Here is a 25,565-nt window from a genome sequence, read left to right as displayed (position 1 = left end):
AATTATATTCGCCGTCACTTTAGCTGGCCTAAAAGGTTTCCCGATGCAGATACCGTTCCGCGCCATCATCGTCTTCCACGCGGTGGCGCGCGCGGGCAGCATTTCCCGCGCGGCGGACGAATTGCGGGTGACGCCGTCGGCCGTCAGCCAGCAGATCCAGGCGCTGGAGCTGCATCTCGGCACGGCGCTGACGTCGCGGGTCGGGCGCAACATCACGCTGACGGAAGCGGGTGAGCGCTATTTCGAGATGATCAGCCGCGAGATCGAGCACGTCACCGACGTGACGCAACACGTTCGCGGCATCCGTTCGGCCACCACATTGACGGTGCGTGCCGCGCCGAGCGTGTCGAGCAAATGGCTGCTGCCCCGGCTGGCAGGCTTCGTCGACGCCAATCCGGACATCGAATTGCGGCTCGACGGCACCAATGAGCCGACCGATTTCCGCAAGGAGAATGTCGACCTCGAGATCCGCCATGGGGAAGGCGGCTGGGCCGGCCTGTTCGTGGAAAGCCTCGGCAAGGAGCGATTCTTCCCGCTGTGCGCGCCTTCGTTTCTTGCGGCGGGCAGCCTCTCGGCCCAGGACCTGCTCAAGCACCGGCTGATCCATTCGGTGAAATCGCAGATGCAATGGCCGCGCTGGTTCATGGAGGCCGGCATCGAGCCTGCGGAGCGCTGGAAGCGCGTGCTGTTCGACCGCAGCCACATGGCGATCGACGCTGCCGTCGACGGGCTCGGCATCGGGCTGGAGAGCGAACTGCTGGCCTGGCGCGAATTGCGCGACGGCCGCCTGGTCTGCCCGGTCAGGAATCCGCCGGAGGTCGTGCTGACCACGCAGTGGATCGTCTGTCCGCATGGCCATCTGCGCCACCGCAAGACCCGCACCTTCCTCGATTGGTTGCGCGGGGAACGCGATGCCTGGAGCGCACGCGCATGATCCGGAAAAGTGTGAAGCGGTTTTCCGAGAAAGATCATGCTGCAAACTGGGAGCCAAAGCGCGCGGATTGTTTAGCGCGCCTACATCGTCGCGGCAGATAATCTGAATTGCCCTCGGATTCGCAGCTGCCTAACGTTTCCGGACAAGGCGAGCGCGGCCGGAATCCACGGCTGCAGCAACGTCGTCACCCGAGGAACGCTAAGGAAATCCAGATGAATCTTCATCGCATGCTGCTGGAGCGCAAGGCGGCCGGCAGGCCCGTTACCATTGGCCTGATCGGCGCCGGAAAATTCGGCCTGATGTTCCTGTCGCAGGTGCGCCAGACCGACGGCATGCATCTCGTCGGCGTCGCCGACCTGAACACCGCACGCGCCCGTTCCCAGCTCAAGCTCGGTTGCTGGCCCGAGGAACAATATGCGGCTGCTACGATCGACGATGCGCTCAAGCACGGCCGCACCATCGTCACCGACAACGCCGATGCGCTCATCACTCATCCCGCCATCGAGGTCATCATCGAGGCGACCGGCGATCCCGGCGCCGGCATCCGCTTCGCGATGAAGGCGATCGAGAACGGCAAGCACATCGTGATGGTCAATGTCGAGGCGGACGCTGTCGCAGGCCCGATCCTGGCGCGCAAGGCACGGCAGGCCGGCGTGGTCTATTCGCTGGCCTGGGGCGACCAGCCGGCACTGATCGCCGATCACGTCGATTGGGCACGTGCGGCCGGATTCAAGGTCGTCGCCGCCGGCAAGGGCACGCGCTATCACCCGACCTATCATCAGTCGACGCCGGATACGGTCTGGGACATCCTCGACAAATACATGAAGATCAAGGATCGCAACTCGATCAATCCGAAGATGTTCAACTCGTTCGTCGACGGCACCAAGTCGGGTATCGAGATGACCGCGGTGTGCAACGCGACCGGGTTGCATGCGCAGAGCGAAGGCTTGTCCTTCCCGCCGGCCACGCGCTTCGAGCACGCCGAAATCTGCAAGCCGAAATCCGACGGCGGCACGCTGGAGAGATCAGGGGTCACCGAGGTGACCTCCTCGGTCTATCGCGACGGCACCGACGTGCCGCAGAGCCTCGTGATGGGCACCTATGTCGTGTTCGAGACCGACAGCGCCTATTCGGAGGAATGCTTCCGCGAATACAGCATGCTGCCGGATAAGACCGGCAAATATGCCTCGCTGTATCGGCCGATCCACATGATCGGGCTCGAGCTCGGCATCTCCGTGGCCTCCGCGGCGCTGCGCAAGGAGCCCACCGGCGCGCCGATCGTCTTCAACTCCGACGTGGTCGCGACCGCGAAGCGCAAGCTGAAGGCCGGCGAGATGCTCGACGGCGAGGGCGGCTTCTGCGTCTGGGGCAAGCAGACCCCAGCCGACGCGTCACTGAAGCAGGGCTACCTGCCGCTCGGCCTCGCCCACCATGTTAAGCTCAAGACCGACATCGAGCCGGGCCAGCGCCTGAAATGGGAAGACGTGGAGTACGATCCCAACAGTCTCGCCGTGCGGGTGCGCCGCGAGATGGAAGCGGCCTTCCGGCAGCCGAACGTGGCTGCTTGATTGGAGCAATGGGCGGTGACAACCGAAATTTTCCCTTGTCATCGCCAATGGCAGAGGCCCATCCGATCGGAATGCGCGAGTCCGCTTGCGCATTCGCGGTCAGTGTGACGAGCCGGCCGAGATAACCCCGGGCGAGGGCGTGCCAAACGGGAAGCTGCGAGGCTATGCGTTTGCCGGCACGGCCGGCTTCCGCTTCACCCGCTTGATCGTGCCGGAGAAGGTGAACAGCGGCCGCCCTGCCGAGGTCAGCTGGCCGCGCAGGAAGATCAGCGAGCCGCCGGCGCGGGACACTTCGCCGGTGCATTCGACCAGCTCGCCCTCGCGGGCCGCGTCGAGGAAATCGCAGGCGAAATTGGTGGTCACGGCCGGACCGTCCAGCTCGTGGGTGGCGATGGCGAACAGGCAATAGTCGGCGAAGGCCATGAAGCAGCCGCCATGGACGTTCCCGGAGCCGTTGAGGTGCTTTTTCTCGACCCGGAACGCCGAGCGGACGCTGCCGTCGTCCTCGACCTTGTGCCAGAACGGGCCGATATGGCTCTCAAAACTGTCGCGAATCGAGGTCCGCCAGCCCTTGAACTCGCCCTCGGTGGCGACGTGCAGGTCGGGACGGCGGGTGGCGGGGACTTTGGTCAATTCGTGCAAGGAAATGGGCCTTCAATTACGGGTCTTTAGCCCTTAAATCCGATCCGTCAGCGCCTTGCAATTCCCGTTCCCGCCGACCCCGCTTGCAAAACGTGGGACAGCGGGAAAATGCCTCATAAAGGGCTTTTCGAGAGCCCCCGATGTTCCTAAGAACGGCCAAACGCCCGCCGAAAGCCCCGAATCCATGAAGAACGAACCCAAGATCACCCCCGAACTGGTTGCCGCCCACGGGCTCAAGCCCGACGAGTACGAGCGCATCCTGAAGCTGATCGGGCGGGAGCCGACCTTCACCGAGCTCGGCATCTTCTCGGCGATGTGGAACGAGCACTGCTCGTACAAATCCTCGCGCATCCATCTGAAGGGCCTGCCGACCAAGGCGCCCTGGGTGATCCAGGGGCCCGGCGAGAACGCCGGCGTGATCGACATCGGCGACGGCCAGGCCGTGGTCTTCAAGATGGAGAGCCACAACCACCCCAGCTATATCGAGCCGTACCAGGGCGCGACCACCGGCGTCGGCGGCATTTTGCGCGACGTCTTCACCATGGGCGCGCGCCCGATCGCCTGCCTCAACGCGTTGAGTTTTGGCGCGCCCGAGCACGCGAAAACTCGTCACCTTGTTTCCGGCGTCGTTGCCGGTGTCGGCGGTTACGGCAATTCCTTCGGCGTGCCGACGGTCGGCGGCCAGGTGCGCTTCCACACCCGCTATGACGGCAACATCCTCGTCAACGCGATGGCGGTCGGCCTCGCCGACGCCGACAAGATCTTCTATGCGGCCGCCTCCGGCGTGAACATGCCGATCGTCTATCTCGGCTCCAAGACCGGCCGCGACGGCATCCACGGCGCCTCGATGGCCTCGGCCGAGTTCGACGACAAGTCCGAGGAGAAGCGCCCGACCGTTCAGGTCGGCGATCCCTTCGCCGAAAAACTGCTGCTCGAGGCCTGCCTCGAGATCATGGAGAAGGGCTGCGTCATCGCGATCCAGGACATGGGCGCGGCGGGCCTGACCTGCTCGGCGGTCGAGATGGGCGCCAAGGGCGACCTCGGCGTCGACCTCGATCTCGACGCGGTGCCGACCCGCGAGACCGGCATGAGCGCCTACGAGATGATGCTCTCGGAAAGCCAGGAGCGGATGCTCATGGTGCTCAAGCCCGAGAAGGAACAGGAAGCCGAGGCGATCTTCAAGAAATGGGGCCTCGATTTCGCCGTGGTCGGCTACACCACGCCGAGCAAGCGCTTCGTGGTCAAGCATGGCGGCGACGTCATGGCCGACCTGCCGATCAAGGAGCTCGGCGACGAGGCGCCGCTCTATGACCGTCCGCATGTCCCTTCCGCCGCGCTGCCGACCGTGCATGCGCGCGACGTGCCGGCGCCGATGGGCGTAGGTAGCGCGCTGGAGAAGCTGATCGGCACGCCCGACATGTGCAGCAAGCGCTGGGTGTGGGAGCAGTACGACCACGTCATCCTCGGCAACACCATGCAGCGCCCCGGCGGCGACGCTGCCGTCGTGCGCGTGCAGGACGGGCCGAAGGGCCTGGCGCTGACCGTCGACGTCACGCCGCGCTATTGCGAGGCCGATCCGTTCGAGGGCGGCAAGCAGGCGGTAGCGGAAGCCTGGCGCAACATCACCGCCGTCGGCGGCAAGCCGCTCGCGATCACCGACAATTTGAATTTCGGCAATCCTGAGCGGCCCGAGATCATGGGCCAGTTCGTCGGTTGCCTGAAGGGCATCTCGGAAGCCTGCCGCACGCTCGACTTCCCGGTCGTGTCCGGCAACGTCTCGCTCTACAACGAGACCAACGGCCGCGCGATCCTGCCGACGCCCTCGATCGGCGGCGTCGGCCTGCTCGACGATTTCACCAAGTCTGCGTCGCTCGCCTTCAAGGCCGAGGGCGAGGCGATCCTGCTGGTCGGCGACACCCATGGCTGGCTCGGCCAGTCCGTCTACCTGCGCGACATCTGCGGTCGCGAGGAGGGCGCGCCGCCGCCGGTCGATCTTGCGGCCGAGAAGCGCAACGGCGACTGCGTGCGCGGCATGATCCATGCGGGCACTGCGACCGCCGTGCACGATCTCTCCGACGGTGGCCTGCTGATTGCGCTCGCCGAAATGGCGATGGCTGGTGGCATCGGTGCAAAGCTGCTGGCAGCGCCGACGTCGCTGGTCTCGCATGCCTATTGGTTCGGCGAGGACCAGGCGCGCTATCTCGTCACCGTGCCGGAAACGGAAGCCGGCCGCGTGCTCGCCAAGATGCGCGGCTGCGAGGTGCCCTGCGTGCGCATCGGCACCACCGGTGGCGATACGATCTCGATCGCGGGCGAGACGCCCGTGTCGATCGACGCACTGAAGGCGTCGCATGAGCGCTGGTTGCCGGATTATATGGGCGGCAAGGCGGCGTAAGGCACCGCCACAACTTCAGTCCCGTAGCCGGATGGAGCGTAGCGAAATCCGGGCTACGAGCACGTCTACAACACGTGCGACGCGCCCGGAAGCTTCCGCAACGCCGCCGTCAGGCCCCAGCTCAAAATCACCGTGAGCACGAAGCCGATCGCGGCCTTCACGATGGCCGGCAGTCCGTAGTCGAACAGGACGTACTGGGTCCACAGCGCGATCGGGTAGTGCACCAGGAACATGCCATAGGCATCCGCCTGCATGCGGTCGAGCAACGTCGGTCCCGGCGTCTTCGCATGCAGGAAGAAGGCGAGGATCGCGAGCAGGATCGCGGCCGAGAACAGCACGAAGAACGTGCCGTAGATGGCCTGGTACCAACCCGGCAGCACCTCCGGATTGCCCAGGATTCCGCGCTTGATGTAGATCATGCCCCACATCCCGCAATAAGGGATCAGCGTCGCGATCGCCCAGAGCCAGCGGCTCCTCGGCAATTGGCCGTCGGCGCCGAGAATGCCGTGATTGAAGTTCGCAGCCCCGACGCTGACGCCGAAGAAGAAATAGGCGAAGTAGAGCAGCACGCGGCTCGCCTGCACCGAGAACGGCCCGAACTCGAACCATTTGTTGACGCCGAAATAGGCCAGTGCCGGCACGTAGACGATGGCCGTGACGACGGTGAGCAGCAGCCAGAAGATGGCCGGCTGTCCAAAGCCCCGAACCGAAATGCGGTTGACGGGATCGACCAGATGCGCCGAGACCCGGTAGAGCAGGCTTGCGGTGAGGTCGAATGCGAGCAGCACCCAGACGAACCAGATCGGACCGCTCGGCCACGGGCCGACGGTGATCGTCTTCCACCAGAACGCGGCAAAGGTCAGCTCGGCTTGTTCGCGCAGCGCGATCGCGTAATAGGCGAGCGGAATGACGGTGAAGGCTGCGATCACGAATGGCAGCCCCAATCGTAGCAGGCGGTCGCGCAGGAAGACTGACGGCGCCTTGCGCGCGATGCCGGGCCAGGTGAACAGCCCCGACAGGAAGAAGAACATCGCCATGAAGAAACTGTCGGTGGCGAGCACGACGATGTCGAAGCCGATCCAGGAGGTCGGATCGGTGTGGCCGAAATAGGTGTAGGGAATGACGGCGTGATGCAGCAGCACCACCAGCGTCAGGAACGTGCGGGCGCGGTCGAGCGACAGATTGCGCACCTTGGCCTTCGGCTCGGCATGCGCCTCCGCGCCGATCGCCGCAGAATGTGACATCGAAATCATGATCGCCCCGATTGCCCCCTTGCGCCGGTCGGAATGTGCGGCGGGGAACCCGATTCACCAAGGGCAGTTGGTGCCACGACAACCTTGCGTCGTGTATTTAGGAACCAGTTCCGCGCAACACGGTTAGCGTTTCCGAAACAGGTGTCGGCCGCCGATTGCGGTGGCCGCAGTCGCGGAGCTGGCGATGACAATCTTGAAATGGGCACTGATCTTCCTGCTGATCTCGATCGTGGCGGGTGTGCTCGGCTTCACCGGCATCTCGGCGGCGTCCGCCGATGTCGCCCGCTTCCTGTTCTACGTTTTCGTGGTGATCTTCCTGGTGCTGCTCATACTCGGACTTACGATCTTCCGAGCGTAGCGCCGCTCTCAATTACGCGTGAACGGCACGACGTGGGCCAGCAGCTCCGCCAGGAACTCGTCGGGACGATCGAACGGAATGAAATGATCGCCGCCGCGCACCCAGACAAATTCCTTATGCGGGGCCGTGATCTGATTGAAGAGTTGTTCGGCCGGCCCACCCGGTGTGTTGTCATCCGCATCGCCCTCGATGAAGATCATCGGGATCGAAAAAGCGAGTCCCAGCGAGGCGACGTCGCGCTTGAACATGGGGCCCTCTCGTCCGCGCAGATATTTTGCGGAGAAGGCCATGCCTTTGCGCCAGTTGTACCAGTCCAGCAGCGAGAAATCCGGCATGAACGGGGGTGGAATGGGACCCGCCAACTGGACGCTCTCAATGGAGGGTAGCCCCAGCGCTTTGCTCCACTTGTCCGCAACCAATCGATTTTGTGGATTGATCAGAGGGCGCGCCACGATTGGTGCCAATTCGGCTTGGGCCTCGCTGTTGCCAGCGGACTGCGCCAACGCTTGCAGATGCGCGATCGTGATCTCGAATTGCTTCTCGAACGTCACCCTGCCAACCACCTGGCCGGTGCCGACATACGCCGAGAACAGATCCGGGCGCCTCTTCACCATGTGAATGCCCAGGAACGAGCCCCAGGAATGTCCGACCAGGACAATTTTGTCCTTGTGCAGATGCGCGCGCAGATATTCGGCCAGCTCGATGCCATCCTGTGTCATTCGCTCCAGCGTCATGGTTGGCGCGAGCGTGTCGCCGGCGGCGCCATAGGTACGGCCGGCGCCGCGCTGGTCCCACTGCACCACGGTGAAATGCCTTTCCCAGGGACGCCAGCCCGACGAAATCGCCAAGGTTGAGCCTCCAGGTCCACCGTGAACGAACAGGAGAACCGGGTTATCCCGATCCTCGCCGCGAATTTGAATCCATTGCTTGATGCCGCCGATATCGACGAACGCGCCCTCCTGGATGCCGTTGGGAGAGCGGATCGCGAGAGTTTCGGTGGCTAGATGCTGGCGGTAGGCGCGAAAACCCAGTCCGGCAACGGTCAATGCAACGAGGACGCCGGCCAATCCCAGCAACGAGACCCCAATCAGTCTTGCGGCCTTGCGCGGCATCTCATGCCCGATGTCGACTGAGGGAGGCGGCCTGATGATCGCCCGGCGTCACGGCGCCAGTGAACTTAGCCCACTTCCTCGATCTTCACCTTGTCCGGATAGAAGGCGAGATGGCCTGATATTTCGGTCATGGCGGGAAACGGCGTCTCGTAGGTCCAGATCGCGTTATCGAGCGTCTTGCCACTGGCCTTGATGCTGTAATAGCTGGCGTCCCCCTTATAGGGGCAGTGGGTGGTGCGATCGGTGCGCTCCAGCAGCGCCATGTTGGCATCCTCGCGTGGCACATATTGCACCGCCGGATATCTGGCCTCTTTCAGCGTCAGCGCCTTGGTGCTCTCGGCAATCACGATATCGCCCGCCGTGACGCGGACGCGCCGGGGGTTTTGGGTGATGGTGATGGGGTGATCCGGCCCGGGAAGCTTCATGATTTCACGCCTTTTCGTTCAATCTGCCGCGCGCGGCACTTTGTCGTGCCTTTATCCTGATGGGATCAGGGATATAGTGCCTGAAGGCGTGACGTAGAAGGCCGTTCACGCTAAGTTTGACCCAGCCGGCAGGTTTGGCCTTACAGATCCGGACCCCCGGCAAAGCGATTCGATGCCGAGACAGGAGCAAGACCCGAATGCCCATGGACGCCCACGATATCGAGGCGATGATCAAGGCCGCAATCCCCGATGCCGAGGTGACCATCCGTGACCTCGCCGGCGATGGCGACCACTATGCCGCGACCGTGATTTCGGAATCCTTCCGCGGCAAGTCCCGCGTTCAGCAGCACCAGATCGTCTATCGGTCCCTGCAGGGCCAGATGGGCGGCGTATTGCATGCGCTGGCGCTGCAAACCGGCGTACCTGGCGCCTGACCTGATCGAGCGACGGGGGCGGTTATGGCGGCCGACAATCCGCGCGGCGCGATGTTTCGCGTGATCGTGCCGAACCAGCCCAGCCGCGTCACCAATGCCGAGCTGTTCTTCGACCTCGTCTTCGTCTTCGCCGTCACGCAGATCTCGCACACGCTGCTGCACCACTTCACGCCGCTGGGAGCGGTCGAGGTCACGCTGCTGTTCCTCGCGGTGTGGTGGGTGTGGGTCTACACCGCCTGGGTCACCAACTGGCTCAACCCCGAGCTGACGCCGGTCCGGATCCTGATCTTCCTGATGATGCTCGGCGGCCTCGTGCTGTCGACGACGATCCCGACCGCGTTCGACGGCCGCGGCCTGTGGTTTGCGATTGCGTACGCGGTCATGCAGGTCGGACGCACCGCGTTCTGGCTGTTCGCGACCCCGCGCCATCGCACCGCCGTGCGCCACAACGCAATCCGCATCCTGGTCTGGCTCTGCGGCTCCGCGGTGTTGGATCCTCGGTGGCCTGTCGCACGGCGAGGAGAGGCTATGGTTCTGGATCGTGGCGTTGACGATCGAATACGTCTCGCCGGCGGTGCGTTTCTGGGTGCCGAAGCTGGGCTTCTCGTCGGTCGAGGCCTGGGCCGTCGAAGGCGGCCACATGGCCGAGCGCTGCGCCGGCTTCATCATCATCGCGCTCGGTGAAGCCGTCGTCGTCAACGGCGCGACCTTCGCCGAGCTGGACTGGACCGCGGACAACATTCTGGCTTTTGTCTCGTGCCTTGTCGGCAGCGTCGCGATGTGGTGGGTCTATTTCCACAAGGGCGCGGAGGCCGGCTCCGAACGGATCTCGAAGAGCGCCGAGTCCGGCCGGCTGGCGCGGCTCGCCTACACCTATCTGCACATGCCGATCGTCGCCGGCATCATCCTGACCGCGGTTTCGGACGAGCTGGTGCTGAAGCACCCGACCGGACATTCCGACATCCGCACCATCGTGAGCACGATCGGCGGCCCACTGGTGTTTCTGGTCGGCACCATCCTGTTCAAGCACTCGATCCGCGGCTTCCTCCAGCTCTCCCACGGCATCGGCATCATCCTGCTGGTGGCGCTGTGGTGGTTCGCCGCCGATCTCTCGCCACTTTGGCTCTCGGTCGCGACGAGCGTGATCATGATCGTCGTCGCGGTATGGGAATCGGTGTCGCTGGGATCGAAGCCGGAAGCGGCCGAGGAGGAATCCGGGGAGGCCTGAGCAGGCGCCTCATCCTTCGAGACGACCGCTGCGCGGTCTCCTCAGGATGAGGCTGATCAGCATAAGTGCCCGTTAGAGCTGTTGCCGCACAATCCGTCCTCATCCTGAGGAGCCCGCCTGAGGCGGGCGTCTCGAAGGATGCGCTGCAGGAAGCGGCTCTGAAATGCGATGGCGCCCGAGCGTTTACTCCGCCGCCTCGAGCGCGTGCACCGAGAACATCTTCGCCGCGTCAGTCCAGCTCTCGCGCACCCGCCATCCGGCGCCGTGCGCCAGCGCGGCGAAGCGCTCGAGGCTGTATTTGTAGCTGTTCTCGGTGTGGATGCTCTCGCCCGGCCGGAACGAGAAGCTGGTGCCGAGCAGGCGCACGGTCTGGCTCTTCCGGCTGATCAGGTGCATCTCGATCCGGTGCCGGTCGTGATTGTAGATCGCGCCGTGGGTGAAGGCGGAGAGGTCGAAATTGCCGCCGAGCTCGCGGTTGATCCGCACGAGGACATTGAGGTTGAAACGCGCGGTGACGCCGGCGGCATCGTTGTAGGCGGCGTGGAGCAGACGCTCCTCCTTCTCGAGGTCGGCGCCGATGATCATCTGCGCGCCCTTGCCGAGGATCTGGCGGGCACTCTTCAAGAACGCCTGTGCCTCGTGCGGCTCGAAATTACCGATGGTCGAGCCCGGGAAGAAGCCGACCTTGGGCATTGACGCCACCGCCTTGGGCAGCTCGAACGGCGTGGTGAAATCGGCCGCGACCGGATAGATGCCGAGCGAGGGGAAATCCCGCTTCAGCCCATTGGCCTGTGCCTTCAGGAAATCGCCGGAGATATCGACGGGCACGTAGGCCGCGAACCTGGACTGGTTCAGCAGCAGGCGAACTTTTGTGGTCGCACCCGCGCCGAATTCGACCAGCGCGGCATTTTCGGGAATGATCTTTGCGATCTCGCTGCCGCGCTCCTTCAGGATCGCAAGCTCGGTGCGCGTCGGATAATATTCCGGCAGGCGCGTGATCGCCTCGAACAGCTCCGATCCGGTCGCGTCATAAAAATATTTCGGCGACAGTTTTTTCGGCTGCTGCGAGAGGTCCTCGATGGCCTCGCGGGCGAAGGCGGTCGTCTGCTCGTCGGGGAGATGGGCTTCGGCCAAGGCGCTGGCGTGCACATTCATGATACTCTCCTGAACGCGCTGTCCGGCGCGCGGTTGTCGTCGGATGAGACTTCAAAGACGTCAGACGTAATCGGCGAGCCGCAACCCCGTGAATTGCCAGCGGTGGTGCGGATAAAAGAAGTTGCGATATGTGACACGGCTATGACCGTCGGGCGTCGCAAGTGACGAGCCGCGCAGCACCAGCTGGTTGACCATGAATTTGCCGTTGTACTCGCCGAGCGCGCCCTCAATGGCGCGGTAGCCGGGGTAGGGTGAATACGATGAACGCGTCCACTGCCAGACGATGCCGAAGGCGTCGTTGAGCTGGCCGGCGCGTGCAGCGACCTCCCATTCCATTTCGGTCGGCAGGTGCTTTCCGGCCCAGCGCGCAAACGCATCGGCCTCGTAATAACTGATATGGCAGACCGGTGCGTCGGGATCGACGGGCTTGACGCCGGCAAGCGTCATCACATGCCACTGACCATCGATCTCGCGCCAATGACCTGGGGCCTGCCAATCTTCCTTGCTGGCCGCGGCAAAGCCGTCCATCAGCCAGAGCGTTGCGGTCCGGTAGCCGCCGTCGCGCATGAAGGCGAGCCACTCGCGATTGGTGATCAGATTGCGCGCGATCTTCACCGGGCCGATCAGGGCGCGATGCGCGGGCTTTTCGTTGTCGAAATGAAAGCTGTCGTCGACATGGCCGACGGTGTGGATGCCTTCATTGAGTGTCAGCCAGTCCTCACCCATGCGCGTCGCGGCCGGAAAGCGCCAGTCTGCATCGTAGGCGGGATAGATCGGGTTCTGCGCAAACGCGTGCAGGATGTCGGTGAACATCAATTCCTGATGCTGCTGCTCGTGGTTCAGACCGACTTCGACCAGTGGCGCGACGGCCCGAAGCTTGTCCTCGCCGGCCTCGCGGAAGAATTTGACGACGGCAGCATCGACATGGCGGCGATAGGCGCCGACCTCGTCGGCACTGGGCCGGGTGATGTCGCCGCGATGATTGCGGGCATGGCGGGGGCCGGCGCTGACGTAATAAGAATTGAACAGGAACGCGAAATCGGGGTGGAAGGGCCGGTAGCCAGGGGCGTGCTCGCCGAGCAAGAACTGCTCCCAGAACCAGGTGGTATGCGCCCGATGCCATTTCGCCGGACTCGCATCCGGCATCGACTGGATCTGCTGGTCCTCGGGCGAGAGCGGCGCGGCCCGGCGCTCGGTCTCGTTGCGGACCGCGAGAAACGCGGCCTCGAGCCGCTGGGCGAGGCCGCCCTGGTCGGGGGAGGGTGACGAAAGCGGCGGACTGGCCGTTGCGGAGGCTTGTTTCGTCACGTTTTTCTCCAGACAGGACAAGAGAACGTTGTTGGCGATACCCGGTTCCAAAACCAAGGTTCGTCCTAGATAGGGGCTCCGTTACGGTATGAAAGTCCTCCCCGGCGATGATATTCGTGCCATCATGCAATGGACCCGGGGGTGCCCTGGCCGGCCGTCCAGGGGCCGTTCGCCGCCATTTTACTTTGGATGCACAACGGTTTGGGCTACATATATAGGCAGGTATCGGGTTAGATCGGCTGAGCCGGCCCGGAATGACAGGTAAGGGCTCTGCCCCAGAAGGATACGGATATGAGCATCGCGGAATTCATCGACAACGAAGTGAAGTCGAACGACGTGGTTCTGTTCATGAAGGGTACGCCGCAATTTCCGCAGTGCGGTTTCTCCGGCCAGGTCGTGCAGATCCTCGACCACATCGGCGTCGGCTATAAGGGCCTCAACGTCCTCGAATCCGCGGAGCTCCGCAACGGCATCAAGGAATACTCGAACTGGCCGACCATCCCCCAGCTCTACGTGAAGGGCGAGTTCATCGGCGGTTGCGACATCGTCCGCGAGATGTTCCAGGCCGGCGAGCTACAGCAGCTCTTCTCCGAGAAGGGCGTCGCGGTCGCGGCCTGATCCGTGACGGTGCTGACGCGCCAGATCGGCGCCGTCCAGCTCGACGTCCTCGTTGCTGACATCACGACCCTCGGCGTTGACGCTATCGTCAACGCCGCCAATACGTCGCTCCTTGGCGGGGGCGGCGTGGATGGCGCGATCCACAGGGCGGCCGGGCCTGAGCTCGTTGCCGAATGCCGGATGCTCCACGGTTGCAAGACCGGCGATGCCAAAATCACCAAAGGCTATCGGCTCAAGGCCGCGCACGTGATCCACACCGTTGGACCGGTCTGGAACGGCGGCACGATCGGCGAGGACGATCTGCTCGCCTCCTGCTACCGCCGCGCGATGGAGCTGTGCGGACAGCACGCGCTGACCTCGGTGGCGTTCCCCGCGATTTCGACCGGCGTCTATCGTTTTCCGGCCGACCGGGCGGCCGAGATCGCCGTCCGCACGACGGTCGAGATGTTGCCCGCCACGCCATCCGTTGATCGGGTCGTCTTCTGCTGCTTCTCTGAGTCGAGCGCCGAACTCCATGCCGAGGCGCTCGCGCGACATAGCGGCCCTTGTGCCTGATGGCGCCGTCAGTACACTCCGCCCGCCCATGTTCCGTGGAGGGGATATGATTTTTCGTTTTGGACGATTTGCGTTGGTTTGCGGCGCGCTTGTGTCATTTGGCACGATGTCGCTCGCGCGCGCGGAAGGCACTTACGAGATTCCGGCCGGCGCACATTTCAATCAGGACAAGCTCGCGAAGGTCAGCGAGTTCTTCAAGAACGAGGTCGCGACCGGCAAGATTGCGGGTGCAACCGTGCTGATCAAGCAGCACGGCAAGCCGGTCTACCACGAGGCCTTCGGCGTGCAGGACGTGGTCAGCAAGGCGCCGATCACCGACAAGACGATCTTCCGCCTGTTCTCGATGAGCAAGGCGATCACTGCCGTGGTCGCGATGAAAATGCTCGAGGACGGCAAGATCAAGCTCGACGATCCCGTCTCCAAATACATCCCGTCCTTCGCCAATGTGAAGGTCGGCGTCGAGAAGAAGGCCGACGACGGCACCAAGTCGCTCGAGCTCGTGCCGCCAAACCGGCCGATGACGGTGCATGATCTGATGACGCACACCTCGGGCGTCACCTACGGCTTTTATGGCGACACCCTGGTCCGCAAGGCCTATCGCGACGCCAATATCTATGCCGGCGATTTCGACCTCGCGGAGTTCGCCGAACGCATCGCAAAGCTGCCGCTGCACAACCAGCCGGGGGCGCTCTGGCAATACGGCCATTCCACCGACATCCTGGCGCGCGTCATGGAGGTCGCGGCGGGCAAGCCGCTGCTCGATATCGAGCGGGAGACGCTGCTCGGTCCGCTCGGCATGGTCGACACCGGCTTCCTCGTCACGGACCCCGAGAAACAAAAGCTCCTCGCCCAGCCGGTGCCGAACGACAGCGATTTCCGGGTCGGCCGCATCAACGATCCGACGGTCGTCAAGAAGATCCAGTTTGCAAGCGGCGGCATGGTGACGACCATGGCCGACTATGAGCGCTTCGCCCAGATGCTGCTCAACGGCGGCACGCTGGACGGCAAGACCATCCTCAAGCCCGAGACGTTCAAGCTGATGGTGACCGACCAGGTCGGCCCGAATTCCGGCGTCAGTCGTGACTATTTCTACTTTCCCGGCGACGGTTTCGGCTTCGGGCTCGGTCTTGCCGTGCGCACCGATCCCGGCAACGCAAAACCGCCGCCGCCCGGCGATCTCGGTGAATTGAAGTGGGACGGTGCCTCCGGCTGCTATTTCGTGATCGACCCCAAGCAGGACATGTTCTTTGTCCTGCTTGAACAGACCCCGACCGAGCGCCAGCGCATCCAGCGGACATTGAAGCAACTGATCTATGAAGCCATGGAGAACTGACATGCACGGGCGCCGCGGGCTGATTGCGGCGCTCGTCCTTTTGTTCGCCGTCGTCGGTGCGCAAGCGGGCTCCGAGAACCGCGCGCACAACTTCACGCCGGATGGCCTGGCAAAAGTCTCCGACTACATCAGGAACGAGATCGCGACCGGCAAGTTTCCGGGCGCGATCCTGCTGCTCCAGCAGCACGGCAAGCCGGTCTATTACGAGAATTTCGGCATCCGCGACGTCGCGACCGAACTTTCGATGAGCGCGGACACGATCTTCCGGCTCTATTCGATGTCGAAGCCGATCACCTCCGTCCTGGCGATGATGCTGGTCGAGGAGGGCAGGCTCGCGATCAACGATCCCGTCTCGAAATACATTCCGGCGTTCGCCGGCATGAAGGTCGGCGTCGAGAAGAAGGCCGAGGACAACAAGGTCTCGCTGGAGCTCGAGCCGCTCAATCGTCCGGTGACGATCGAGGATTTGATGCGCCACACCGCCGGGATCCCCTACGGCTATTACGGCGGGGGCCTGGTGAACAAGCTCTATGCGGACGCCGGTCTGTTCGACAGCAAAGACCTGACCAATGCCGAGCTCGTCGCGAAGATCACTGCGTTGCCGCTCGCCGAACAGCCCGGCACGATCTGGGATTACGGCCACTCCACCGATGTGCTCGGCCGCATCATCGAGGTGATCTCGGGGAAATCGCTGCTCGCCTTCGCGAAGGAGCGGCTGCTCGATCCACTCGGGATGAAGGACACCGCGTTCTATGTCGCCGATCCCGCCAAGTGGCCGCGCATCGCCGAGCCGATGCCGCAGGATCGCGCGATCAGCCCGATGACGCAGGTCCGCGATCCCCGGAAACCATTGCGATGGGAGTCGGGCGGCGGGGGGCTCGTCGGCACCATCGGCGACTATGCGCGCTTCTCGCAGATGCTACTCAACCGCGGCACCTTCGAGGGACGACGCTATCTCAAGCCTGAAACGCTCGCCGTAATGGCGTCGGACCACATCGGTCCTGACACCCATGTCGAGCGTGACAAGAACTATTACCCGGGGGAGAGCTCGGGCTACGGCCTCGGCGTCGCCGTGCGCATCTCGGTGCCGTCAGGCACATCGTGGCCGCTCGGTGAATATCGCTGGGATGGCGTCGGCGGCACCTTCTTCTTCATCGATCCCGAAGACGATCTGTTCGGGATTTTCATGGTGCAGACCCCGTCGCAGCGCGGCCGCATTCAGCTCGCGCTGAAGACGCTGATCTATCAGGCGATGGGGCGGTGATCGCGTTCGGTTGTCCGCTTTCGTCGCCCGGATTTCGCTGCGCTCCATCCGGGCTACACGGGACTTAAGTCTTAAGCCCCGCGCACGATCTCTCTGACATAGCCGATCGTTTCCTCGATCTGGCTCGAATTGACGTCGAGATGCGTGCAGGCACGGATGCGGCCGTCCATCATCGCGAGCGTCACGCCACGCTGGCGCAGTGCGGCGACCATCTTGTCGCCTGAGATGCCGGCGCCGTCGGGCTTGAAGAAGACGAGGTTAGTCTCGGGCTCCTGCACCTCGACACCCGAGATCTGCGACAGTCCGCGGGCCAGCGTACGCGCATTGGCGTGGTCGTCGGCGAGGCGGTCAACGTGATGGTCGAGCGCGTAGATGCAGGCGGCCGCGCAGACGCCGGCCTGCCGCATCGAGCCGCCGAGGCGCTGCTTCCACTGCCAGACTGCGTCGATGAAGGCGCGCGTGCCTGCGAGCACGCCGCCGATCGGCGCGCCGAGGCCCTTGGAGAAATCGATCCAGGCCGAATCCCAGCCCGCGGTCATGTCGCGCGGCGAGATGCCGCTCGCGACCGTGGCGTTGAGCAGGCGCGCGCCGTCCATGTGGGTGACGAGGCCATGTTGTCTGGCGATTGCGACGATCTCGTCGAGCGCCGCCTTCTTCCAGATCGTGCCGCCACCGATATTGGCGGTCTGCTCGACGCTGACGACGGTCTGTGTCGGCTGGTAGCGCGTGCGCGGATGCAGGGCCTTGCGGAACGTCTCCGGCGTGAACTGGCCATCGGCGCCCTTGAGCTGCGTCACCTGGAAGCCGCCGATCGCGGCATGCGCGCCGCCTTCGCGGGCGATGATATGCGCGGTCTCATGCGCCAGGATCTCGTCGCCGGGACGGCAATGCACCAGCGTCGCGGTGACATTGCACATCGTGCCCGACGGCATGTAGACCGCGGCCTCCTTGCCCATCAGATCGGCGACGCGCTCGCACAGCGCATTCACGGTCGGATCGTCGCCGACCTGCTCGTCGCCGACCTCGGCCCGCGCCATCGCCTCGCGCATCGCAGCCGTCGGCTTGGTCTGCGTGTCCGAGAGCAGATTGATGCGCACCGGCGGCGCCTTGGAATCGATCGGGGGCGGGGTGTAGAGCATGCGACGGCTCCTGAAAGCATTGCGGCCACTGAAGTGTGGCTCTTAAGCAAAAAGGCCCCGGCGAACCGGGGCCTTTCGATATTCAGATCTTAGCGCGAATAGAATTCGACGACCAGATGGGGCTCCATCTGCACCGGGAACGGCACGTCGGAGAGGCCGGGGATGCGCACGTACTTGGCGGTCATCTTGCCGTGGTCGACTTCGAGATAGTCGGGGGTGTCGCGCTCGGGGAGCTGGCTGGCTTCGAGAACGTGGGCGAGCTGTTTGGAGGCTTCCTTGACCTCGATCACGTCGCCGACCTTGATCTGGTAGCTCGAGATGTTGACCTTGCGGCCGTTCACCTTGATGTGGCCGTGGTTGATGAACTGGCGCGCGGCGAAGATCGTCGAGACGAACTTGGCGCGGTACACGACCGCGTCGAGACGACGCTCGAGCAGGCCGATCAGGTTCTCGCCGGTGTCACCCTTGAGGCGGCTCGCCTCGACATAGATGCCGTGGAACTGACGTTCGGAAATGTTGGCGTAGTAGCCCTTCAGCTTCTGCTTGGCGCGCAGCTGCACGCCGAAGTCGGAGAGCTTGCCCTTGCGGCGCTGGCCGTGCTGGCCGGGGCCGTATTCCCTGCGGTTCACGGGGCTCTTCGGGCGGCCCCAGATGTTCTGGCCCATACGGCGATCGAGTTTGTACTTCGCCTCACTGCGCTTAGTCATCGCGTCCTCTTCGGTTGCATGGTTTGAGGAAACGCGCCCTCCTGGGTGACGGGCTAGCCCGGCACTGACAGGTCCGATCCCCAAAGCTTGAAGGAACAGGACCACGGGTCGCGAAACGCTTCGCGGGCCGAAATCGGCCCGCGAGCAGGGGGCTTTTAGGAGAGTTTGGGCCGATTTGTCAATGCGAACGGCCCCGGAATCAGGTTCCGACGGCCCGGATTGGTTTGGCGCCAGCCGCCCGTAATTCGGCAGCGATTTCAGTGTTCAGCACCTGTTCCAGCCGGGTCAGGACCCGGGCGATGGGGGCGGCATCCGTGACCCGATGGTCCCAGCGGATCACGACATGGATGGTCTGGTCGGGCTCGACGACCCCGTAGCTGACGATGAAGGGGCCGGGCGTGACCGGGTGGAGCTCGCCGCCGCCATAGGCGGCCACCGAGCTCACCTGGAAACTGCCGAACCAATTGCCCCGCTGCCGGCCGAAATTTAATCCCACCGCCCAGGACAGCCGCCGCAGCGGCAGCGGCAGGCGGGTCGCCCGCATGATCTTGCGGAACATCGGGACGTCGTCGATCGGCGCGGTCTTGGCGCGCCGGATTTCGGCGTCGACCGCGGCCAGCGTCATGGTCTCGGGAGCCGCGATTCGCTGCGGCATCACGCATTCCTCGCCGTTCTCGACCCGGGCGATGGCGATGAGGGCCACGCTCTTCGGCAGCTCGTAGAGCGATGGCCAGGGCCATTTGGCATAGACGGTGCGCAGGACCGGCTCGTCCCTGGCGACTAGGGCGAAGGCCTTGACGAACATCGCGGCCCAGCCGGCAGGCGCCATCGCGCCCCCACGGGCCTCCAGCAGCGGCCGGATATTGAGCGAGCGGGACAGCGAGACGAACGGCACGCCCATCGAGGCGCGCATGAGGTCGATAATCAGGCGGCGCGGCAGCGAAATGTTCTTAGGTTGACCGCGCATCGTTCTCCGGTTCCCGCGGATTGAAAATGAGCGACGGCGAGGGGGCGCCCGCTCGCCGTCTGCTCTAGCACGAACCAACCGCCTGGGGGCGTATCGGTTCGGCCCTATCAGGGGGCCGGCGAGGCCAGCGGCTTGGTCTTGTCGACGATGTAAACTCCCAGCACTTTCATAGCCTTATCGCCATGAGCCTTGGCGTCGTGCACGACACCTGCCGGGATCTGGTAGGAATCACCGGCTTTCAGGGTCTTCTCCGGCTGCCCATCGACCAGCAGATTGAGCTCGCCTTCGAGCACGTAGCCGGTCTCAACGCCGGGATGGGTATGGCGGCCTGCCGCCCCGCCCGCCGGGACTTCCGCGATGGCGGTAACGGTGTTGTAGCCATCCGGGAATTCGACTTTCTGGAGCGGGGTGCGCTTGATGCCGGTCTGCTGGGCAAAGGCAGCGACGGCGAGGCTGGTGAAGGTCAGAGCGAGCAAAGTCTTTTTGAGCATGGTTTTTCCTCTCTGGAATGGCCGACCCTAGCAGTGCCGCTGTTCCCGGCAAGGTGGCAACCGGCCTGTTCAGCGCTTGATACCGTCGAAGGCTGCCATGATGCCGCGCTGAAACAGCGACCAGTCGAAGCCGAGCGCGATCGCGCGGTAGCCGCGATCAATCAGGGCGTTGGCCTGGTCTGCGGTACGGGCCACGCCGCCGATCGGGACGCCGCTTCTGAGGATGCCGGCCTCCGCGCGGGCGACCAGTTCGAGCAGCTCGGGATCGTCCATCCGTCCGCGCTTGTTGATGGACGTGGCGAGATCGCCCGGGCCGATGACGGCGACGTCGATGCCCGGCGTTGCCATGATCTCATCGATGCGGTTGACGGCATCGACATGCTCGATGGTGATCATGCAGATCATCTCGTCGTCGGCTGACGCCATGTAGTCCGGCATCGACTGGCCCCAGCGGAACGGCGCGTGGAACGGACCCCACAGACGATCGCCGCGCGGCGGATAGCGTACGCTGCGCACCGCCTTCTCCGCCTCGCTGCGGTTCGTGATCATCGGGAAATTGATGCCGAAGGCGCCGATGTCCATCGGCGCTTTCGCAAGCCACGGCTCGTTCGCCGCGATCCGCACCAGCGGCGTGCACGGCGTGCCCGTCGTCGCGGCGATCATTGCATGCGCTTCCGTCAATCCGATCGGGCCGTGCTCGAGATCGACGATGATCCAATCGAGCGAGCGCGCCATGATCTGCACCATCTGCACACTCGGGATCGTTGCGATCGCGCCGAAGGCGGGGCGGCCTTCGCTCCACAATTGGCGGAGGCGATTGAGCGGCGTTGCGGGGACCGGCATGTGATGACCTGCGGAGGGATGACGACGGCGGAGCCTAGCAGCGCGCCGCCGCGGCGCAAGTCAGGCGACCGCGCGCCCGCCGAAGAACGGCGTCAGCGTGGCGCTGAGGCCATGCACGCGGTTGGACGTGAAAATCATCTCGGCGCCGGACTGCGCGATGCCGCAGGTCGATGCGCCAAGCAGATCCGAGACGCGGCGGGCGATCGCAGGTGCCGGGTCGATCCACTCGACCGGCCATGGCGCGAGCTTCTTCATCCGGTCGAGCAGCAGCGGATAATGCGTGCAGGCAAGCACCACGGTGTCGGTGCGCGCGCCCGCGTCCGCGGCATCGCCGACGAAGCAGGGGGTGAGTTCGGTGAGGATATCGCCGTCGCTGATCGGGTGACCGCTGAGCTCGCGCTCCGCGAGCGAGGCCAATTCGGGCGAGCCGACCAGCGTGACCTCGCAGCCCAGTGCGTAATCACGGATCAGCGCCTTGGTGTATTCGCGCTTCACCGTGCCCTTGGTGCCGAGCACCGAGACGCGGCGGGTCTTCGAGCGGGCGCAGGCCGGCTTGATCGCCGGCACCGTGCCGACGAAGGGCACGGAATAAGCGGCCCGCAGATGCGATAGGACCAGGGTGGAGGCGGTGTTGCAGGCGATGACGACGAGGTCAGGATCATGGGTGCCGATCAGCTCCCCCATCAGCGGCACCACGCGGGCAATGATCTCGTCCTCGCTGTGATGGCCATAGGGGAAGAAGGCATCGTCGGCGACGTAGACGTAATGGGCGTCCGGGCGCGCGGCCACGACCTCACGCAGCACGGTGAGACCGCCAAGACCGGAGTCGAATACCAGGATCGTCGGGGAATTGGTCACGTGATTACCCTAGCCCGCCATGGTTACCATTCGGTTTTTAGGGCGGTTTTGCGGCGGGGGCGGCCGACGCCCAGTTTGGAACGATTCAATTTCACCTTTGCCGCATGTTCCCGCTATTTGCAGCCGTGCTGCGCTGCGGTTGGGACATCCGCAAATTTTCGGGAGCCGACATGATCAGAAACACGAGGACCGGCTGGGGGAGCGTTGCCCGCTGGTTTCACTGGGGCTTGGCGCTGGCGATCATCGGCATGATCGCCTTCGGCTGGTGGATGAACCACTTTCCCGCACGGCCAGATCGGTTTTTCTACCGTTCGATCCACGCCGACATCGGTTACGTGATCCTGCTGCTCACGGTGTTGCGCCTGGTCTGGCGCGCCATCAATCCGACCCCGGCGCTGCCGGTCGAGACCTTGCGCTGGCAGAAGATCGCGGCCCATGTCAGCCATGGCGCGCTCTATCTCGTCGTCATCCTGGTCGCGATGCTGGGCTGGGCGCATTCCGGTGCGCGCGCGACCAACTATTCGGACTTCTTCGGCCTGTTTCACGTGCCGCAATTCACCTCTCCGGATAAGGCGGCGGCGGATGCCTTCGAGGATCGGCACATCTTCTTTGCCTATGTGCTGCTGGCCTTGATCGCGGTCCACGTGATCGCGGCCCTCTGGCACCACTTCATCCGCCGCGACCGCGTCGTGGCGCGCATGGTGACCGACGAGGCGGCGTAAGGCAGCCAACGCTCGCCACGTTTCATCCGTCGCATCGTCGTTGGCGATGCGCTGGGTCACGCCGCCGTGACCCAAGCGGGGCGGAACCTTCGCGTGATCTCGAGCTTATAGAGTTCACTCACACGCTGCCATCATCGCGGGCACGAGCGCGATGCGGGACAAGGTGGCATCTCATCGAACGCACGATCCGAGGCTGGTGGCGAGCGCGGCCAGGTGGCAGATTGCGGAACGAACCTCTCACGGCGTCGCAGGCTTAGACAGTGGACGGGCAGATTGAAGTGACAGCGAAGCCCGTCGTGCTCGTCGTCGAGGACGATCCTCTCCAGATGATGATTGCGGGCGACCTCGTGGAGGATGCCGGCTTGACGCCGATCTTCGCAGACAATGCGGACGAGGCGATCGTCATGCTGGAAAGCCGTGATGATATCCGGATCGTGCTGACCGACGTCGACATGCCCGGCTCAATGGATGGGCTGCGTCTGGCCGCCGTCGTGCGCAATCGCTGGCCACCGATTCAGCTGGTCGTCGTCTCCGGGCACATGCTGGTCGAGCACGCCGAGCTGCCGGAACGAAGCCGCTTCTTCAACAAGCCCTACGCGCCGGACAAGATGATCGGAGCGCTGCGCAGCCTGGTCGCCTGAACGACCTTCAAGGTGACACCTGGCTACGCTATGCTTGGGCCGGGCGGAACTCTGCCCGCAGGAGACGCCCATGCTCACCGTCCATCATCTCGGCAAATCGCAATCCGAACGCATCGTCTGGCTCTGCGAGGAGCTCGGGATTCCTTACGAGCTGAAGCGCTATGCGCGCGATTCCGTCACGATGTTGGCGCCGCCCGACTACAAGGCGCTGCATCCGATCGGGTCGGCGCCGGTCATCGTTGATGGCGATCTCGTGCTCGCCGAATCCGGCGCCATCGTCGACTACATCATGACCAGATACGGCAAGGGCCGCCTCGTGCTCGGCCCGGACGCGCCCGATTTCGCGCAATTCCTCTATTGGTTTCACTTCGCCAACGGCACGCTGCAAGCCGGCATGGGCCGGCTGATGCTGCTGAACCGGCTCAAGCTCGCCGAGGATAATCCGATGCTGGTCGCGACCAAGGCGCGCGTCGACCGTGCTTTCGATCTCGTCGATGCGCGCGTGCGCGATGCCGAGTATCTCGCGGGCAGCACCTTTACCACGGCCGACATCATGATGGGCTTCTCGCTCACGACGATGCGTTATTTCCAGCCCTACGATCTCGCGCGATGCCCGAACGTGGTCAAATATCTCGGCCGTATCGGCGCGCGTCCGGCTTACCGGCGTGCGATGGAGAAGGGCGATCCCGGCATGGCGCTGCTCTTGAGCTGAGCAGCACGCGGGCACGATCACCGCGGCGCGTGCTTCGTCGCGCGTTCGATCAGGTCGCCTAATCGCGAGATGAATTTCGCCAGGATCGGCGAGGCATTGGCCTTGTGATAGCCGACGACGAGGTCGATCGTCGGCGCGTTGCCCTTGAGCGGGCGACTGACGACGGACCAGGGCAGAAAGTTCTTCACATAGCTTGGCAGCAGCGCGAAGCCGCGGGTGGAGGCGACCATCGACACCGCCATGACGATGTTGTCGGCCTCATGGGCAGTCGCGATGCCGAGTCCGCTGTCGCGCAAATGGTCGTTGATGATCTTGAGAAGCTCGGGCGCGGTGTCGGAGACGTTGATGAAAGGCGTCCCCTCAAGCCTTGCAAGCTCGACACGGTCCAGCTTCGCGAGGCGGTGGTCGCTCGGCAACACAGCGGCCAGCGTCTCCTTGATCACGGTTTGGTAGACGAGATCGGTCGAGTGTGCCTCACGCCGCATGAAGGCCAGGTCGAGGCTGCCGCGCGTCAGGCCCTCCGCCAGCACGGGCGAAAAATCGCTCGTCACTGTGACGTCGATGTTCGGCAACTCGTCGCGCAGCACGCGCATTGCCTCCGGCAGCCAGTCGATTTCCTGCCCGGTGAGGAAGCCGAGTGCCAAGCGTGATTTTTCGGGGCGGCCGGCGCGCCGCGCTGCCTCGATTGCCGCGTCCGCTTGCGTCAGCGCCAGGCGCGCGTGATCGAGAAAGGTCTTTCCCGCGACCGTCAGCTCGACGCCGTGCACGCTGCGCGCAAACAAGGGCACGCCGACCTCGTATTCGAGGTCACGGATCTGGCGGCTGAGCGAGGGCTGCGCGGTGCGCAGCCGCTTCTCGGCGGCAACCGTGAAGCTGCCTTCCTCGGCGACAGCGACGAAGTACCGGAGGTGACGCAGCTCCATGAGCAAATGCCTCTCAACAGGTTCGCGGCCCAATTGCCTCCAGGCAAAGGCGCCGCTGGCGACCATCCCATACCTGTCAGGCATGAAAGGCAACTAACAAAGTCTTGGCGACGAAAAGAGCCTTTCCCTATCTCACGGAAGCGATGCTGTTGGACCCAATCGATCTGGCGGCGTCGGAAAGGACAGAAGGAAAGGGATTTTCATGGCTTTGCCGGTTGTATTGATCACGGGCGCGCTCGCTGGTATCGGCCGGGCGACTGCCGTTTCCTTCGCGCGATCCGGTCATCGGGTGGTGGTGTCCGGCAGGCGAGACGATGCCGGGCAGGCATTGGCCGCAGAGTTGCGCGACCTTGGCGCGGAGGCCGAATTCGTCAAGGCCGACGTCCGCAATGAAGCTGAGATAAGCGATCTCGTTGACAAGACCGTCAAGCGGTTTGGTCGCCTCGATGTTGCGGTCAACAACGCAGGCGTCGAAGGCACTCCCGGCCCGGTGTGGGAGCAGACCGAGCAAAGCTACGCCGACATCTTCAACACCAACGTGCTCGGAACGTTGCTCAGCATCAAGCACGAGCTGCGCGTGATGAAGGCGCAGGGCGCGGGCAGCATCATCAACGTCTCCTCGACCATGGGCGAACGGGGCGCGGCCAACCTGGCACTCTACACCGCCAGCAAGCATGCCGTCGAAGGCCTGACCAAGTCAGCGGCCCTGGAAGCTGCGGCCTTCGGCGTGCGCGTCAATGCGGTCGCTCCCGGTCCGACGGATACCGCCATGCTCGATCGCCTGACCGGATCGCCGGAGAAGAAGGCGGCGTTCTACGCCGCCGTGCCCCTCAAGCGCGGCGCAAGGCCAGACGAGATCGCTAACGCGGTGCTGTTCGTCGGATCGGAGCAAGCTTCGTTCATCACCGGCCAGATCATTCGCGTCAACGGCGGCAAGACCGCCAGCTAAGTCGTTTCCAGAGCATTCCAGAGAAAGTGAG

26 protein-coding genes and 1 pseudogene are annotated in these 25,565 nt (G+C 64.0%); 14 read left to right on the top strand and 13 right to left on the bottom strand.

Annotated elements, in window-relative coordinates:
• The first annotated feature begins 43 nt into the window (after positions 1-43).
• The gene (locus NLM31_RS28640) at positions 44-934 is read left to right on the top strand and encodes a LysR substrate-binding domain-containing protein (protein WP_254194428.1); all 891 of its coding nucleotides are present in this window, start codon (positions 44-46) and stop codon (positions 932-934) included.
• 212 nt (positions 935-1,146) lie between these two features.
• Complete coding sequence (locus NLM31_RS28635; RefSeq protein WP_254194427.1) at positions 1,147-2,502, top strand: NAD(P)H-dependent oxidoreductase; 1,356 nt, start codon at positions 1,147-1,149, stop codon at positions 2,500-2,502.
• A gap of 162 nt (positions 2,503-2,664) precedes the next feature.
• Here the strand turns inward: NLM31_RS28635 and NLM31_RS28630 are convergent, their stop codons facing one another.
• Positions 2,665-3,144, bottom strand: coding sequence for a PaaI family thioesterase (locus NLM31_RS28630; RefSeq protein ID WP_254194426.1), 480 nt, complete (start codon positions 3,142-3,144; stop codon positions 2,665-2,667).
• Between the two features lie 184 nt (positions 3,145-3,328).
• Between NLM31_RS28630 and purL the strand changes: the two genes are divergently transcribed.
• Entirely contained in the window at positions 3,329-5,539 is a 2,211-nt protein-coding gene (gene purL / locus NLM31_RS28625; protein WP_254194425.1) for a phosphoribosylformylglycinamidine synthase subunit PurL, read from the top strand.
• A gap of 65 nt (positions 5,540-5,604) precedes the next feature.
• Here the strand turns inward: purL and NLM31_RS28620 are convergent, their stop codons facing one another.
• Entirely contained in the window at positions 5,605-6,792 is a 1,188-nt protein-coding gene (locus NLM31_RS28620) for an acyltransferase (protein WP_254132503.1), read from the bottom strand.
• A 184-nt stretch (positions 6,793-6,976) separates the two neighbouring features.
• On the opposite strand from NLM31_RS28620, the gene NLM31_RS28615 reads away from it, so the two are divergent.
• Positions 6,977-7,150, top strand: a complete 174-nt coding sequence (locus NLM31_RS28615) for a DUF1328 domain-containing protein (RefSeq protein ID WP_092228199.1) — start codon at positions 6,977-6,979, stop codon at positions 7,148-7,150.
• A gap of 8 nt (positions 7,151-7,158) precedes the next feature.
• Here NLM31_RS28615 and NLM31_RS28610 read toward each other — a convergent pair whose 3' ends face one another.
• Positions 7,159-8,262, bottom strand: a complete 1,104-nt coding sequence (locus NLM31_RS28610; RefSeq protein WP_254194424.1) for an alpha/beta fold hydrolase — start codon at positions 8,260-8,262, stop codon at positions 7,159-7,161.
• Positions 8,263-8,327: 65 nt separating this feature from the next.
• Positions 8,328-8,687 carry a DUF427 domain-containing protein gene (locus NLM31_RS28605; protein ID WP_254132501.1) on the bottom strand — a complete coding sequence of 120 codons (360 nt, stop codon included), beginning with the start codon at positions 8,685-8,687 and terminating at the stop codon, positions 8,328-8,330.
• 197 nt (positions 8,688-8,884) lie between these two features.
• Here NLM31_RS28605 and NLM31_RS28600 point away from each other — a divergent pair, with 197 nt between their 5' ends.
• Entirely contained in the window at positions 8,885-9,121 is a 237-nt protein-coding gene (locus tag NLM31_RS28600; RefSeq protein WP_014494139.1) for a BolA/IbaG family iron-sulfur metabolism protein, read from the top strand.
• A gap of 24 nt (positions 9,122-9,145) precedes the next feature.
• Positions 9,146-10,349 (top strand): annotated as a pseudogene (locus tag NLM31_RS28595) (low temperature requirement protein A).
• 183 nt (positions 10,350-10,532) lie between these two features.
• On the opposite strand, the gene egtD reads toward NLM31_RS28595, so the two are convergent.
• Positions 10,533-11,504, bottom strand: a complete 972-nt coding sequence (egtD, locus tag NLM31_RS28590) for an L-histidine N(alpha)-methyltransferase (protein WP_254194423.1) — start codon at positions 11,502-11,504, stop codon at positions 10,533-10,535.
• A gap of 60 nt (positions 11,505-11,564) precedes the next feature.
• Complete coding sequence (egtB, locus tag NLM31_RS28585) at positions 11,565-12,863, bottom strand: ergothioneine biosynthesis protein EgtB (RefSeq protein WP_254196282.1); 1,299 nt, start codon at positions 12,861-12,863, stop codon at positions 11,565-11,567.
• Between the two features lie 240 nt (positions 12,864-13,103).
• Between egtB and grxD the strand changes: the two genes are divergently transcribed.
• The 4 genes from grxD to NLM31_RS28565 are packed head-to-tail and all read left to right on the top strand — an operon-like array spanning position 13,104 to position 16,582.
• Complete coding sequence (grxD, locus tag NLM31_RS28580) at positions 13,104-13,430, top strand: Grx4 family monothiol glutaredoxin (RefSeq protein ID WP_122402493.1); 327 nt, start codon at positions 13,104-13,106, stop codon at positions 13,428-13,430.
• 3 nt (positions 13,431-13,433) lie between these two features.
• Complete coding sequence (locus NLM31_RS28575; RefSeq protein WP_254194422.1) at positions 13,434-13,985, top strand: O-acetyl-ADP-ribose deacetylase; 552 nt, start codon at positions 13,434-13,436, stop codon at positions 13,983-13,985.
• A gap of 46 nt (positions 13,986-14,031) precedes the next feature.
• The gene (locus NLM31_RS28570) at positions 14,032-15,318 is read left to right on the top strand and encodes a serine hydrolase (protein WP_254132497.1); all 1,287 of its coding nucleotides are present in this window, start codon (positions 14,032-14,034) and stop codon (positions 15,316-15,318) included.
• Between the two features lies 1 nt (position 15,319).
• Positions 15,320-16,582, top strand: a complete 1,263-nt coding sequence (locus NLM31_RS28565) for a serine hydrolase (protein ID WP_254194421.1) — start codon at positions 15,320-15,322, stop codon at positions 16,580-16,582.
• A 71-nt stretch (positions 16,583-16,653) separates the two neighbouring features.
• Here the strand turns inward: NLM31_RS28565 and NLM31_RS28560 are convergent, their stop codons facing one another.
• From NLM31_RS28560 to murI, 6 genes are all read right to left on the bottom strand, one after another.
• Entirely contained in the window at positions 16,654-17,721 is a 1,068-nt protein-coding gene (locus NLM31_RS28560) for a low specificity L-threonine aldolase (RefSeq protein ID WP_254194420.1), read from the bottom strand.
• 89 nt (positions 17,722-17,810) lie between these two features.
• Positions 17,811-18,428, bottom strand: a complete 618-nt coding sequence (gene rpsD / locus NLM31_RS28555) for a 30S ribosomal protein S4 (protein ID WP_092228027.1) — start codon at positions 18,426-18,428, stop codon at positions 17,811-17,813.
• A gap of 199 nt (positions 18,429-18,627) precedes the next feature.
• A complete protein-coding gene (locus NLM31_RS28550; RefSeq protein ID WP_254194419.1) occupies positions 18,628-19,395 on the bottom strand; it encodes an acyltransferase in 768 nt (255 codons plus the stop codon).
• Positions 19,396-19,502: 107 nt separating this feature from the next.
• A complete protein-coding gene (locus NLM31_RS28545; protein ID WP_254132491.1) occupies positions 19,503-19,886 on the bottom strand; it encodes a cupin domain-containing protein in 384 nt (127 codons plus the stop codon).
• A 69-nt stretch (positions 19,887-19,955) separates the two neighbouring features.
• On the bottom strand, positions 19,956-20,729 hold the full coding sequence (locus tag NLM31_RS28540) for an HpcH/HpaI aldolase/citrate lyase family protein (RefSeq protein WP_254194418.1): 774 nt from the start codon (positions 20,727-20,729) through the stop codon (positions 19,956-19,958).
• Positions 20,730-20,789: 60 nt separating this feature from the next.
• The gene (gene murI / locus NLM31_RS28535; RefSeq protein ID WP_254194417.1) at positions 20,790-21,587 is read right to left on the bottom strand and encodes a glutamate racemase; all 798 of its coding nucleotides are present in this window, start codon (positions 21,585-21,587) and stop codon (positions 20,790-20,792) included.
• Positions 21,588-21,757: 170 nt separating this feature from the next.
• Here murI and NLM31_RS28530 point away from each other — a divergent pair, with 170 nt between their 5' ends.
• From NLM31_RS28530 to NLM31_RS28520, 3 genes are all read left to right on the top strand, one after another.
• Positions 21,758-22,309 carry a cytochrome b gene (locus NLM31_RS28530; protein ID WP_254194416.1) on the top strand — a complete coding sequence of 184 codons (552 nt, stop codon included), beginning with the start codon at positions 21,758-21,760 and terminating at the stop codon, positions 22,307-22,309.
• 296 nt (positions 22,310-22,605) lie between these two features.
• On the top strand, positions 22,606-22,950 hold the full coding sequence (locus NLM31_RS28525) for a response regulator (protein WP_309143709.1): 345 nt from the start codon (positions 22,606-22,608) through the stop codon (positions 22,948-22,950).
• A gap of 70 nt (positions 22,951-23,020) precedes the next feature.
• Positions 23,021-23,662: a glutathione S-transferase family protein gene (locus NLM31_RS28520; protein WP_254194415.1), complete on the top strand. Its 642-nt coding sequence runs from the start codon at positions 23,021-23,023 to the stop codon at positions 23,660-23,662.
• Between the two features lie 17 nt (positions 23,663-23,679).
• Here NLM31_RS28520 and NLM31_RS28515 read toward each other — a convergent pair whose 3' ends face one another.
• Positions 23,680-24,585: a LysR family transcriptional regulator gene (locus NLM31_RS28515; protein ID WP_254194414.1), complete on the bottom strand. Its 906-nt coding sequence runs from the start codon at positions 24,583-24,585 to the stop codon at positions 23,680-23,682.
• 202 nt (positions 24,586-24,787) lie between these two features.
• On the opposite strand from NLM31_RS28515, the gene NLM31_RS28510 reads away from it, so the two are divergent.
• Complete coding sequence (locus tag NLM31_RS28510) at positions 24,788-25,534, top strand: SDR family NAD(P)-dependent oxidoreductase (protein ID WP_254194413.1); 747 nt, start codon at positions 24,788-24,790, stop codon at positions 25,532-25,534.
• The last annotated feature ends 31 nt before the right edge of the window (positions 25,535-25,565 follow it).

It is taken from the genome of Bradyrhizobium sp. CCGUVB4N (assembly GCF_024199945.1).
Classification (GTDB): Bacteria; Pseudomonadota; Alphaproteobacteria; order Rhizobiales; family Xanthobacteraceae; genus Bradyrhizobium.
The sequence above is the reverse complement of the archived record's forward strand: the minus strand, read 5'-3'. Positions and strand labels throughout refer to the sequence as shown.

Excerpts from the sequence above, each read along its gene's own strand:
- NLM31_RS28615 (WP_092228199.1), top strand. The coding sequence starts at position 6,977 with ATGACAATCTTGAAATGGGCACTGATCTTCCTGCTGATCTCGATCGTG.
- NLM31_RS28565 (WP_254194421.1), top strand. The coding sequence starts at position 15,320 with ATGCACGGGCGCCGCGGGCTGATTGCGGCGCTCGTCCTTTTGTTCGCC.
- NLM31_RS28560 (WP_254194420.1), bottom strand. The coding sequence starts at position 17,721 with ATGCTCTACACCCCGCCCCCGATCGATTCCAAGGCGCCGCCGGTGCGC.
- NLM31_RS28610 (WP_254194424.1), bottom strand. The coding sequence starts at position 8,262 with ATGCCGCGCAAGGCCGCAAGACTGATTGGGGTCTCGTTGCTGGGATTG.
- NLM31_RS28530 (WP_254194416.1), top strand. The coding sequence starts at position 21,758 with ATGATCAGAAACACGAGGACCGGCTGGGGGAGCGTTGCCCGCTGGTTT.
- purL (WP_254194425.1), top strand. The coding sequence starts at position 3,329 with ATGAAGAACGAACCCAAGATCACCCCCGAACTGGTTGCCGCCCACGGG.
- NLM31_RS28545 (WP_254132491.1), bottom strand. The coding sequence starts at position 19,886 with ATGCTCAAAAAGACTTTGCTCGCTCTGACCTTCACCAGCCTCGCCGTC.
- NLM31_RS28640 (WP_254194428.1), top strand. The coding sequence starts at position 44 with ATGCAGATACCGTTCCGCGCCATCATCGTCTTCCACGCGGTGGCGCGC.
- NLM31_RS28540 (WP_254194418.1), bottom strand. The coding sequence starts at position 20,729 with ATGCCGGTCCCCGCAACGCCGCTCAATCGCCTCCGCCAATTGTGGAGC.
- NLM31_RS28515 (WP_254194414.1), bottom strand. The coding sequence starts at position 24,585 with ATGGAGCTGCGTCACCTCCGGTACTTCGTCGCTGTCGCCGAGGAAGGC.
- NLM31_RS28520 (WP_254194415.1), top strand. The coding sequence starts at position 23,021 with ATGCTCACCGTCCATCATCTCGGCAAATCGCAATCCGAACGCATCGTC.
- grxD (WP_122402493.1), top strand. The coding sequence starts at position 13,104 with ATGAGCATCGCGGAATTCATCGACAACGAAGTGAAGTCGAACGACGTG.
- rpsD (WP_092228027.1), bottom strand. The coding sequence starts at position 18,428 with ATGACTAAGCGCAGTGAGGCGAAGTACAAACTCGATCGCCGTATGGGC.
- NLM31_RS28510 (WP_254194413.1), top strand. The coding sequence starts at position 24,788 with ATGGCTTTGCCGGTTGTATTGATCACGGGCGCGCTCGCTGGTATCGGC.
- egtD (WP_254194423.1), bottom strand. The coding sequence starts at position 11,504 with ATGAATGTGCACGCCAGCGCCTTGGCCGAAGCCCATCTCCCCGACGAG.
- NLM31_RS28550 (WP_254194419.1), bottom strand. The coding sequence starts at position 19,395 with ATGCGCGGTCAACCTAAGAACATTTCGCTGCCGCGCCGCCTGATTATC.
- NLM31_RS28570 (WP_254132497.1), top strand. The coding sequence starts at position 14,032 with ATGATTTTTCGTTTTGGACGATTTGCGTTGGTTTGCGGCGCGCTTGTG.
- NLM31_RS28635 (WP_254194427.1), top strand. The coding sequence starts at position 1,147 with ATGAATCTTCATCGCATGCTGCTGGAGCGCAAGGCGGCCGGCAGGCCC.
- NLM31_RS28620 (WP_254132503.1), bottom strand. The coding sequence starts at position 6,792 with ATGATTTCGATGTCACATTCTGCGGCGATCGGCGCGGAGGCGCATGCC.
- NLM31_RS28605 (WP_254132501.1), bottom strand. The coding sequence starts at position 8,687 with ATGAAGCTTCCCGGGCCGGATCACCCCATCACCATCACCCAAAACCCC.
- NLM31_RS28600 (WP_014494139.1), top strand. The coding sequence starts at position 8,885 with ATGCCCATGGACGCCCACGATATCGAGGCGATGATCAAGGCCGCAATC.